The sequence below is a fragment of the Devosia sp. MDV22-iso42 genome (assembly GCF_058629155.1).
In genome coordinates this window covers 44,600-55,956 of record NZ_JBZVWR010000014.1, presented here as the reverse complement: position 1 = coordinate 55,956, position 11,357 = coordinate 44,600, and the positions used below count along the sequence as shown (strand labels likewise).

The following is an 11,357-nucleotide window of genomic DNA, read 5'->3' as shown; positions in this document are numbered from 1 at the left end:
CTCGCCTATGTCTGTCCGTCAGGCCATCCAGGATGTTACCGATCGCATCGCCGCGCGCAGCCGCGACAGCCGTGCCGATTATCTCCGCCGTCTCGAAGGCGCCCGCGAAGCAGGGGTGAACCGCACCGTGCTGTCCTGCGGCAATCTCGCCCACGCCTTTGCCGCCTGCACGCCTACCGAAAAGGCGCAGCTGGCCGGCAGCAAGGCGCTCAACCTGGGTATTGTCACCAGCTATAACGACATGCTGAGCGCCCATCAGCCCTATCAATTCTATCCCGATATCATCAAGGAAGCCGCGCGCAGCATTGGCGCCACCGCCCAGGTTGCCGGCGGGGTGCCCGCCATGTGCGACGGCGTCACCCAGGGCCAGCCGGGCATGGACCTGAGCCTGTTCAGCCGAGACGTCATCGCCATGGCCACGGCCATCTCGCTCAGCCACAACATGTTCGATGCCGCCGTCTATCTGGGCATCTGCGACAAGATCGTCCCGGGCCTGCTGATCGGTGCGCTGACCTTTGGCCACCTGCCGGCCGTCTTCGTGCCTGCCGGCCCCATGCCCTCGGGCCTGCCCAATGACGAAAAATCCAAGGTCCGCCAGCTCTATATGGAGGGCAAGGTCGGCCGCGCGGAACTGCTCGAGGCCGAGTCCAAGTCCTACCATTCGGCCGGCACCTGCACCTTTTACGGCACCGCCAATTCCAACCAGATGCTCATGGAAATCATGGGCCTGCACCTGCCCGGCGCGAGCTTCGTCAATCCCGGTACGCCCCTGCGCGATGCCCTGACCCGCGAGGCCAGCGTGCGCGCGCTCTCGCTCAGCGCCATGGGCAACAACTATACCCCGGTCGGCCACATCGTGGACGAAAAGGCCATCGTCAATGGCCTGGTTGGCCTGCACGCCACCGGTGGCTCGACCAACCACACCATGCACCTGATCGCCATCGCGGCCGCAGCCGGCCTGCAGGTGACCTGGGACGACATGAGCGATCTATCCGACGCCACGCCGCTGCTGGCCCGCGTCTATCCCAATGGTGTGGCCGACGTGAACCATTTCCACGCCGCCGGCGGCATGGGTTTTCTGATCCAGGAACTGCTCGAAAGCGGCCACCTGCACGAGGACGTCAAGACCGTTTGGGGCAATGGCCTCTCCAACTACACGGTGGAAGCCAAGCTGATCGAGGACAAGCTTGCCTATGAGGCTTCGCCCAAGGAATCGGCGCTGCCCAAGGTGCTGACCAAGGTGGCGACGCCCTTCCAGGAAACCGGTGGTCTCAAGCTGCTCAGCGGCAACCTGGGCCGCTCGGTGATCAAGGTGTCTGCCGTCAAGCCCGAGCACCGCATCATCGAGGCCCCCGCCAAGGTGTTCCACGGCCAGGAAGCGCTGCAGGTCGCCTTCAAGGCCGGCGAGCTCAATGGCGACATGATCGCGGTGGTGCGCTTTTCCGGTCCCAAGGCGCTCGGCATGCCCGAGCTGCACAAGCTGACGCCCCCCCTGGGCATCCTGCAGGATCGCGGCTTCCAGGTGGCCCTGCTCACCGATGGCCGCATGTCGGGCGCCTCGGGCAAGGTGCCTGCCGCTATCCATATGACGCCCGAGGCGGTCAATGGCGGCCCCATCGCCCGCATTCGCGACGGCGACATGATCCGGCTCGACGCCAATGCCGGCACGCTGACCTTCCTCGGCGACGAAGCCGAATTCTTCGCCCGGCCCTTGGCCACCGAAGACCTCACCAGCCAGCACTTCGGCATGGGCCGCGAACTCTTCGCCGGCTTCCGCGCCATGGTCGGCGTCGCCGACAAGGGCGCGAGCGTGTTTCAGTAGCGTCGAACCGACCCGTAGGGTCAAATCGCTCCTGGGGAGCGATTTGAGGCGAGAAGGCCATGAGGCCTATGGCCGAATGGCTCAGGCTGCAGGCAGGGTGCCTACCAGGTCAGGCAACGCCCTTTGAGGCCCGCAATCACGGTGCTGCCGTCTTCTGGAACCCAGAGCGGCAGCGCCTTCCGGTAGGCCACGCTTTGCTCGGCTGACAGGCGCGCCACCGCTTGGGCGCTCAGCGCCTCCAGATCAGTACATCCGGCGGCGATCGCAACCTCAAAGTGCAAGGCGGATTTGACGAGACCGCCTTCGATTTCCGGCATATCCTGCAGCAACACCGCCAGCAGCGCCGAGGCGCGACGGTCTCCCCGCCAGGCGGCGCTTTCGAGCTGGTGCAGCCCCTCTGCGCTCCCCACCGGAACGTGAACCACGCCTGTTGCCGGACGGCCCGGATCATGGGGCGCGGGCACGGTGTAAAATTGGGCAAGGCTGGGCCTGGTCGCTGACAGAATGCAGACCAGGATAAGCAGGCTGATGCGCATGGCTTTTACCGGTTGTTGGCAGACTGGGTGCAAGGATCGAATGGGCGTGTTTTCCCGTGCCGCCGGATGCACTGGCGAGCAGGTTGACGACGTTCAGTCAGTGATGCGGGGAGAACGCGGGCTACGTCCGCGATCGCGGCACTCCCCGCCGTGGCCAGGCTAGGCGCCGGGCCGCTCGGTCATGCCGCCCGTCACCCTATCCAGCCAGGCAGGATCGACAATAACAGGCAAACAAGTCCAACAACGCCTTCACGCATGATTGTTCCCCTTTTGTTCAAGAGAACATTGCATGAACAAATACCGGGAGTCGAGAGTGATTCGTTAACGACTTCTGCCGAACAGCCGCTCGATATCCTTCTGCTTGAGCTCGACATAGGTCGGCCGGCCATGGATGCACTGGCCGGAATGGGGCGTCTGCTCCATATCGCGCAGCAGGGCGTTCATTTCGTCCACGCGCAGCCGCCGGCCCGAGCGCACCGAGCCGTGGCAGGCCATGCGGGCGATGATGGCCTCCATGCGGTCATTGACCGCGGCGATGGAATTCCATTCAGCCAGCCCGTCGGCCACGTCGCGCACCAGGCCATCAATATCCGAACTCCCCAGCAGAGCCGGGGTCTCGCGCACGGCAATGGCGCGGAGGCCGAAGCGTTCGAGGTAAAGCCCGAATCGCTCGAGCTCGGGCGCGGCGTCTTCGAGCCGGGCGCAGTCTTCTTCGGGCAGTTCGATCACGATGGGGATCAGTTGCGCCTGGCTCGGCACCGGCCCCGATGCCAGCTGTGTCTTGAACCGCTCATAGACCAGCCGCTCATGGGCGGCATGTTGATCCACCAGCAGCAGGCCCTCGCCATTCTGGGCGATGATGAAATTGTCGAACATCTGCGCCCGCGCCGTGCCGAGAGGAAAGTCGATCAAGCCGGGATCAGGCTCGGCCTCGACGCGGGCGCTCGGCTCGTTGAGGCCGTCCAGACCACCCTCGCCATAGGCCGGCGAGAATGGGTTGCTGCGGCCCGTGCCGGTAACCCGCTCATAGCCGGCAAAGGGCAGGGGCTGGGCCGAGCGATAGGGGAAGGGGGACGCGGAACCGGTCGGCGCCTGCGGCGTCGTGGCAGATTGCTGGCCAGGCGCCGTAAACGCCCCCAGCACATCGTCGGCCACGCTGCTCGAGGCCTTGAAACCGGCCGCCGCCAGCGCCTCGCCGATGGCGCGGATCACCGCGCTGCGCACCGCGCCGCCATCGCGGAAGCGCAGCTCCGCCTTGGCCGGGTGCACATTGACGTCAACCTCGGCCGGATCGATGGCGACATAGAGCGCCACCACCGGGAAGCGGTCGCGGAAGATATAGTCTGCATAGGCCGCGCGCACTGCGCCCACCAGCACCTTGTCGCGCACCGAGCGGCCATTGACGAAGAAGAACTGGCTGAGGCTGTTGGCCCTCGTATAGGTCGGCAGGCCCGCCAGCCCAGCCACCACCACGCCGTGCCGGCTATGCCCGAGCGCCACGGCATTCTGGGCGAAATCATCGCCGATCACCTGCGCCAGCCGCGCCGGCAGCGCGCCCATGCCGCTCACCGCCGGCCAGTTGGCCGGAGAGCGGTCGCTGCCATTGAGCACGAAATGCACGCCCGGATTGGCCATGGCCAGCCGCTTGAGCACATCGGTTATGGCACCGGCCTCGCCGCGGTCGGTCTTGAGGAATTTGAGCCGGGCAGGGACATTGGCAAAGAGGTTCTTCACCTCCACCACGGTGCCGCGGTTGAGCGCCTGCGGCACCGGCCCCAAGCGCACCCCGTTGCGCACGTCGATCCGCAAGCCGCTCTCGGCATCGGCCGGGCGCGAGGCAATGCTGAGCTCGGCCACCGAGCCGATCGAGGCCAGCGCCTCGCCGCGAAAGCCGAGGCTGCGGATATCGTCGAGATCGTCGGTCGAGAGCTTTGAGGTGGCATGCCGTTCCACCGACAGCACGAGGTCCGCCGCATCCATGCCGTGCCCGTCATCCTCGATGCGCAGCAGGCTCTTGCCGCCGCCCGCCGTGGTCACGACGATCCGGCTGGCGCCCGCGTCGATGGCGTTTTCCACCAGCTCCTTGACCACGCTGGCGGGCCGCTCCACCACCTCGCCGGCGGCGATGCGGTTGATCAGGTCTTCGGGTAGCTGGCGGATGGGCAAGGGCGATTCTCCTGGAGGCCCAATATAGGCGGTCTGGCCGGCCTTTCCGACCCGCTTGTGCAATTTGCCCCCGGCCGCTATCACCACGCCATGGCGAGCCCTTTCACCACACCGATGAACCACGCGCTGGCGCTGGCCGAGGAGGCCGCTGCCCTGGGCGAGGCCCCGGTCGGGGCGGTGATCATGGAGGGCGATGTGGTGCTGGCCGCCGAGCGCAACCGCATGCAGGCGCTCAACGATCCCACGGCCCATGCCGAACTGCTGGCCATGCGGGCGGCTCTGGCCAAACGCGGCACCGGCCGGCTCGACGGCTGCGATCTCTATGTGACGCTCGAGCCCTGCGCCATGTGTGCCGGCGCCATCGCCCATACAAGGCTGCGCCGCGTCTATTTTGCCGCCGAGGACCCCAAGGCCGGGGCGGTCGAAAATGGTGTACGCCTCTTCCGGCAGCCCAGCTGCCATCACCAGCCAGAAGTGATCTCCGGTGTTGGCGCCGAGCGGGCGGAAACCCTGCTCAAGGATTTCTTCAGCGGTCTGCGCCTGCGCTGACGCGGAAACACCCCGGGCCATGGATCAAAGCCGTGCCAAGCGCGTTAATGGTGTTGCTCGGCGTGAATTAGCCTGCCATGGGTTGAACGAAATTGAGCCCTGCGAGGTGATGCTTGAGCGACCAAGGCAGTTTTACGGCAGCACTGCAGCGTATCGTCACCCGCGAACGCTCGCCGCAATTCCGTTGGTTGCTCGCCTTGGGTCTGGTGGTGGTGGCCCTCGCCGTGCGTTACGCCATCAATGACGCGCTGCCGCCGGGCTTCCCCTACCTGACCTTCTTTCCCGCTGTCATTGTCACGACCCTGCTGGCCGGTCTTTGGCCGGGCATCGTCTCGGCAACCCTGTGCGGCCTGGCGGCCTGGTTCTTCTTCATTGCGCCGGCCTATTCCTTTGAGCTCAATCCGGGTGCGCTGACGGCGCTGGGCTTTTACGCCTTCATCGTTACCGTCGACATCTTCATCATCCACGGCATTACCGTGACGGCCCAGCATCTGCAGGCTGAACGCGAATCCATGTCCGAGCTGGCCGAGTCGCTGCAGCAGTCCAATCTGACGCTGGCCCAGAGCGAGCGCGAACAGCAGGTGCTGTCGCACGAGATCGGCCATCGCCTCAAGAATCAGCTGTCCATCGTCCAGGCCATTGTCAGCCAGTCCATGCGCAGCCAGTCCGACCTGCCCACCATCGCCAAGGCGATCACCGACCGCATCACCGTGCTGGCGGAGGCGCAGGACATGGTGATCGTCGGCACGGTGGGCCAGGCCGGCGTCGGCGACATCGTGCGCAAGGTGGTCGACCTGCACGGCAATCAGCTGCAGTCCCGCTTCCTCGTTGATGGCCCGCCGGTCAAGCTGGCCTCCCGCCCGGCACTGTCGCTGTCGATGATCCTGCACGAGCTGGGCACCAATGCTACCAAATATGGCGCGCTGTCCGCGCCCGATGGCGTGGTCCGCGTCGACTGGAGCATCGAGGACATCGACGGCCAGCCCAGCTTCATGCTGCGCTGGCGCGAGGAGGGTGGCCCGCCCGTGATTGAGCCGGTCAGCAAGGGTTTCGGCACCAGGCTGATCCGCGCCGGCCTGCCGGGCGCCCCGGCCAGCGTCGACCTCGAATTCCACCCCCAGGGCCTGCGCTGCCAGCTCACGGCCGATCTGGCCGCCATGCAGTCGGAGCGCTCCTCGTAATTTTGCGGACCGGCCCTAGGTCAGGGGAAACACATCCCGGATCTTCGGCTCGCGCAGCCACAGCGCGGCCCACATGGCCACGCCGAAATACACGCTGAACAGCGTATGGCTCCAGAGCGGATTATCGACCCGCAGATTGGCAGCCAGCGCCGCCGCCAGCAGCCCGGTCATCAGCACCGCGCCCAGCAGGGAGGTACGGGGAAAGGCATAGAGCACCATGCAGGCCAGCTCGATGCCGCCGATCAGCATCATGTATCTGAGCGGCCAGCCGACCACGGTCAGCGGCTCGACGGCCGCCTGCAGGCCCAGCAGTTTGGGCGCCACCGAGGCCCCCAGGATAAACACGATCAGCAATCCACTCAAAATCCAGCCGGCTAGTACCATTATCGTCCCCGTTCTGCAGCCCGATTGCTGCCTCAGCACCATGACGGATGAGGGGGAGCCGGTTTCGACGGCGCTGACGATTATTTCGCGGCGCCGCTGCGACGTCCGTCCGGGCTGCCCACGGCGGGCAGGCGGCCCTGGATATAGTCCTCGATCTTCTGCGCCAGGATGCGCTTGAAGCGCTCCTTCTCGGCCTCGGCATGCGAGACGATCTCGCGCACCCGCCAGAATTCCAGCGCCCCGAAATTGGCGACATGCGGCCGGATATAGATGTCGGGCGGATAGGCCGCCATCATATGGGCGGTCAGCGAATGCATCATGATCTGCGCCGAGCCGAACCACAGGTCGAGCGCCTTGTGGTCGGTCTTGGCTATCCCCTCGGAGGGGTCGCCATTGACGTCGATGCCGATCAGAAAGTCGGTGCCGATATCGGCCTGGTCGAGCGGCAGCGGATTGACCACACCGCCATCAACCAGGATGTGATTGGCATAGGTGACCGGCTTGAACAGGCTCGGTATGGCGATCGAGCCGGCAATGGCCGGCCGCAGCGCCCCACTATTGAACACCACCTGGTGCCAACTCTGGAAATCGGTGGCCACCACGTAGAGCGGGATCTTGAGATCCTTGAACTCGAGCGGAAAGCCGTCGGGAATGAAGCTGTCGACGATGCTGGAGGCATCGAGCTGCATCGAAATGCCGTTCTTGAGAATGCCGCCCAGGCCGCGCAGCTGGATGGCCCAGAGTTTGGTGGCGATCGTCCGCATCGTACCCAGCACCGCATAGGAATGCTCGCGCAGCTCCGCTCCGGTCATGCCGGCGGCCCAGCCGGCCCCGATCAGCGCGCCGATCGAGGTGCCGGAAATCACCGCGGGCCGCAGCCCCAGCTCGTCCATGGCTTCGATATAGGGAATATGCGTCAGCCCACGCGCCGAGCCGCCGCCCAGCGCCACGCCAATTCTCGGACCAGAAATCGTGCTCATCCTGCCGCTCCTTGCCCCATTGCGCAGGCGGTCGGCGAGGGCCTTGCCGCGCTGTTGCTGCGGGGTCGGCGGACGGTGCGACGGCGTCTGGCAAGCGACTGCCTGGCGTCACCCTAAACCCCTGAGGTTGAGGAAAGGTTCAGACGCTGCGAGCCAGTTCGCGCCAGCCGATATCGCGACGGCAGAAGCCCTCCGGCCAGACAATGCTGTCCACCCCGGCATAGGCACGCTGCTGCGCCTCCCGCGCACTGGCCCCTAGCGCGGTCACGTTGAGCACGCGACCACCGTCGGCCAGTAAACGCCCGCCCTCGCGCCGCGTTCCCGCATGGAAAACTTGCAGTGTCTCGGAGTTGACGGCATCGGCACCGGCGATTTCCGAACCCTTGCCATAGCTGCCGGGATAACCCTTCGTCGCCATGATCACCGTCAGGGCAAACTGGTCTTTCCAGGCCACTTCATGCCCGGCCAGCGTGCCGGTGGCGGTGGCATGCAGCAGTTCGAGCAGGTCGCTGTCGAGCCGCATCACCATGACTTGGGTTTCCGGGTCGCCGAAGCGGGCATTGTATTCCACCAGCCTCGGCCCGGTCTCGGTCAGCATCAGCCCGGCATAGAGCACGCCCTGATAGGGCGTGCCGCGCGCGGCGAGGCCTCGCACTGTCGGCCAGATCACCCGTTCGAGGGTTTCCTGGTAGATCTCGGGCGTCATCACCGGCGCCGGCGAATAGGCCCCCATGCCACCGGTATTGGGGCCTGTATCGCCGTCAAAGGCGCGCTTGTGGTCCTGCGCCGTGGTCAGCGGCAGGATATCGGTACCGTCGCACAGCACGAAGAGGCTGACCTCCTCGCCCATCATGAATTCCTCGATAACCACTTCGGCGCCCGATTCCCCAAAGGCGCCGGCAAAGCAGTCGATGATCGCCTCCTCGGCCTCATCCACGCTCATGGCCACGGTGACGCCCTTGCCGGCCGCCAGGCCATCGGCCTTGATCACGATGGGTGCGCCCTGGGTATAGAGATAGGCCAAAGCCGCTGCCTCATTGTCAAAGCGGCCATAAGCGGCGGTGGGAATGCCCATCTCGTCGCACAGCGCCTTGGTGAAGCCCTTGGAGCCTTCGAGCTGGCCGGCGGCCTTCGACGGGCAGAAGCAGGTAAACCCGGCGGCGCGCACATCGTCACCCAGCCCCGCCACAACCTGCGCATCGGGGCCGACAACCACGAAGTCGATCTGGTGCTGCCGGCATAGCGCAACCACGGCTTCATGGTCGGTGATATCAACCGCGAGGTTTTCCGCCACCGCGCCGGTGCCACCATTGCCGGGGGCAACGAACAGCTTGCTCAGCTTGGGCGACTGGGCGATCTTCCACGCCAGCGCATGCTCGCGGCCACCCGAACCAATCACCAATACCCGCATCAGCCTGCCTCCGCACCCGTTGCCGGGGTGATGCACCAGAGCGGGTGGAGAGGCAAGGATTTGTTGGCGCCTCGCCTACATCCGGGCGTCGACAAAAATCCGGCTGAGATCGCCCGCCCAGTCGCCGTGGAGTTTTTCCAGCCAGCGTTCGGCGGGGGTCTTGGCGAGGCGGATGGTCTCTTCCAGCGGCGCCATATGGATGGTCTCGTCCTGCCCAGCCGCGTTCAGCCGGTTGCGGCGGACCAGGCCCGCCTCGGCAATGCCCACCGCCTGCGCCGCGAAATCATAGACATTGGTGCGGCCGACCGGCGTTTCCATGCCCAGCCGCGGCACCTCACGGCGCATGTCCTCGCGCTCGTCCTGGGTCCAGGGCGTTATCATCTCATAGGCCGCCTCGAGCGACACGCTGTCATAGAGCAGCCCGGTCCAGAAGGCCGACAGCGCCGTCACCGATTTCTCGTCGCCCATATCGGCGCCGCGCATTTCAAGGAACTGCTTGAGCCGCACTTCGGGGAAAATCGTCGAGAGGTGATCTTCCCAGTCCTTGATGGTGGGCTTGTCGCCCGGCAGTTGCGGCAGCTCGCCGCGCAGGAAGTCCCGGAAGCTCTCGCCGGCAACGTTCACATAGGCGCCGTCACGGATGACGAAATACATCGGCACATCGAGCGCGTAATCGGCATATTGCTCGAACCCGAACCCCTCGTCGAAGGCAAAGGGCAGCATGCCGGTGCGGGCGTCGTCGGTATTGAGCCAGATATGGCTGCGGAAGCTCAGAAAGCCGCTTTCCTTGCCGTCCACAAAGGGCGAATTGGCAAACAGGGCGGTGGCGATCGGCTGCAGCGCCACGGCCACGCGCAGCTTCTTGACCATGTCGGCTTCGCTGGAGAAATCGAGATTGGCCTGCACGGTGCAGGAGCGGAACATCATCGAGGTCCCGAGTGTGCCGACCTTTTCCATATAGGGCTTCATGATGCCATAGCGCGATTTCGGCATCGCAGGGATCTCGTCGACGCTCCATAGCGGCGTCACGCCAAGCCCGAGGAAATTGATGTCGAGCGGGCCGGCGACCTGCTTGGCAATCCGCATATGCTCGGCCAGTTCGGCCCCGCTGGCATGCATGTCAATCTGCGGCGCGCCGGACAGTTCGAACTGCCCGCCGGGTTCGAGCGAAATGCCGCCGGCTTCGGCGTCATTGCGCAGGCCGATGACATTGTCGCCGTCATAGAACGGATGCCAGCCGGTCTCGGCCTGCACGCCGTCGAGCAAGGCGCGAATGCCATTGGGGCCGTCATAGGACACCGGGCGCAGCGGATTGGTGTGGAACACGTGCTTCTCGTGCTCGGTGCCGATGCGCCACTCGCTCTCGGGTTTGCACCCGCGCGCCATCGCCTCGATCAGGTCGGCACGCGATTCAATCAGAGGGCTATCGGTATCGGCGCCGGCCATGCGGAGTCCTCGGATGGAGAGGGGGGTCAATGTTGGCCGGAACATAACGTTGCGCAAGCCGAAAGCAATCGCCTTTTATCGCCAATCACCGATGATTGCCTGAATCACCGCCAGCCCTGCCACCGCCGCCGTATCGGCGCGCAGGATGCGCGGCCCCAGGCTGATCGGCACGACAAAGGGCAGCGCCAGCAATTTGCTGCGTTCCGCGTCCGAAAAACCACCTTCCGGTCCGATCAACAGGCCGATCGATCGTCCCTTGAGCGCGGCAAGCGCTGCCAACGGCGACGCCGATTCTGCCGCTTCGTCGGCCACGACGAGCACTCGACCTTCCGGCCAGCCGTCGAGCAGCTTTTCCAGCGTCACCTCCGGCGCCACAACCGGCACGCTCAGCACCTCGCACTGCTCGGCGGCCTCGATCGCATTGGCCACCAGCCGCTCATGCTTGAGGCGGCTCACCTGCGTGCGCTGGGTGATCACCGGCTGGATGGTGCCCACGCCCATCTCGACGGCCTTCTGGATCACATAGTCCAGCCGCTCGCTCTTGAGCGGGGCAAAGCCATACCAGAGGTCCGATGCGGGGGTCTGTGGCGCGATCTGCTCAAGCAGGTCGAGCTGGACGGATTTTTTCGAGTCGGCCGTCAGCACGCATCGCCAGGCGCCGTCCCTTCCATTGAACAGCACGACCGCGTCGCCGACGCTCTTGCGCAGCACCGCCGCCAGATAGAGCGACTGCTCCTTGCCCAGGGTCAGCTGCCCACCGGCACGCAGATCGGCATCGACATAAAGGCGGGGCAGGGTGGCATGGGTGCGGGGCATGCCCGCTGATACCATCGCGCCCACCCCATTGTCATCTTTCCACCGTGCCATTTCTGCCTCGTCGAG

General features: G+C 65.3%; 10 protein-coding genes. 3 read left to right on the top strand and 7 right to left on the bottom strand.

Annotated elements, in window-relative coordinates:
* Positions 1-7 precede the first annotated feature (7 nt).
* Positions 8-1,822, top strand: a complete 1,815-nt coding sequence (edd, locus tag AC4NN3_RS17375; RefSeq protein ID WP_491928344.1) for a phosphogluconate dehydratase — start codon at positions 8-10, stop codon at positions 1,820-1,822.
* A 101-nt stretch (positions 1,823-1,923) separates the two neighbouring features.
* On the opposite strand, the gene AC4NN3_RS17370 is transcribed toward edd, so the two are convergent.
* Complete coding sequence (locus AC4NN3_RS17370; RefSeq protein WP_491928343.1) at positions 1,924-2,358, bottom strand: hypothetical protein; 435 nt, start codon at positions 2,356-2,358, stop codon at positions 1,924-1,926.
* Positions 2,359-2,679: 321 nt separating this feature from the next.
* Positions 2,680-4,524, bottom strand: coding sequence for a DNA mismatch repair endonuclease MutL (mutL, locus tag AC4NN3_RS17365; RefSeq protein ID WP_491928342.1), 1,845 nt, complete (start codon positions 4,522-4,524; stop codon positions 2,680-2,682).
* A 90-nt stretch (positions 4,525-4,614) separates the two neighbouring features.
* On the opposite strand from mutL, the gene AC4NN3_RS17360 reads away from it, so the two are divergent.
* Complete coding sequence (locus AC4NN3_RS17360) at positions 4,615-5,073, top strand: nucleoside deaminase (RefSeq protein ID WP_491928341.1); 459 nt, start codon at positions 4,615-4,617, stop codon at positions 5,071-5,073.
* 113 nt (positions 5,074-5,186) lie between these two features.
* Positions 5,187-6,254, top strand: coding sequence for a sensor histidine kinase (locus tag AC4NN3_RS17355; RefSeq protein WP_491928340.1), 1,068 nt, complete (start codon positions 5,187-5,189; stop codon positions 6,252-6,254).
* Positions 6,255-6,269: 15 nt separating this feature from the next.
* Here the strand turns inward: AC4NN3_RS17355 and AC4NN3_RS17350 are convergent, their stop codons facing one another.
* The 5 genes from AC4NN3_RS17350 to AC4NN3_RS17330 all read right to left on the bottom strand — a co-directional run bounded on the left by AC4NN3_RS17350 (position 6,270) and on the right by AC4NN3_RS17330 (position 11,342).
* A complete protein-coding gene (locus AC4NN3_RS17350; RefSeq protein WP_491928339.1) occupies positions 6,270-6,638 on the bottom strand; it encodes a DoxX family protein in 369 nt (122 codons plus the stop codon).
* A gap of 80 nt (positions 6,639-6,718) precedes the next feature.
* On the bottom strand, positions 6,719-7,618 hold the full coding sequence (locus AC4NN3_RS17345) for a patatin-like phospholipase family protein (protein ID WP_491928338.1): 900 nt from the start codon (positions 7,616-7,618) through the stop codon (positions 6,719-6,721).
* Between the two features lie 139 nt (positions 7,619-7,757).
* On the bottom strand, positions 7,758-9,029 hold the full coding sequence (purD, locus tag AC4NN3_RS17340; RefSeq protein WP_491928337.1) for a phosphoribosylamine--glycine ligase: 1,272 nt from the start codon (positions 9,027-9,029) through the stop codon (positions 7,758-7,760).
* Between the two features lie 75 nt (positions 9,030-9,104).
* On the bottom strand, positions 9,105-10,475 hold the full coding sequence (locus AC4NN3_RS17335; protein ID WP_491928336.1) for a glutamate--cysteine ligase: 1,371 nt from the start codon (positions 10,473-10,475) through the stop codon (positions 9,105-9,107).
* A gap of 75 nt (positions 10,476-10,550) precedes the next feature.
* Positions 10,551-11,342: a 16S rRNA (uracil(1498)-N(3))-methyltransferase gene (locus AC4NN3_RS17330; RefSeq protein ID WP_491928335.1), complete on the bottom strand. Its 792-nt coding sequence runs from the start codon at positions 11,340-11,342 to the stop codon at positions 10,551-10,553.
* Between the last annotated feature and the right edge of the window lie 15 nt (positions 11,343-11,357).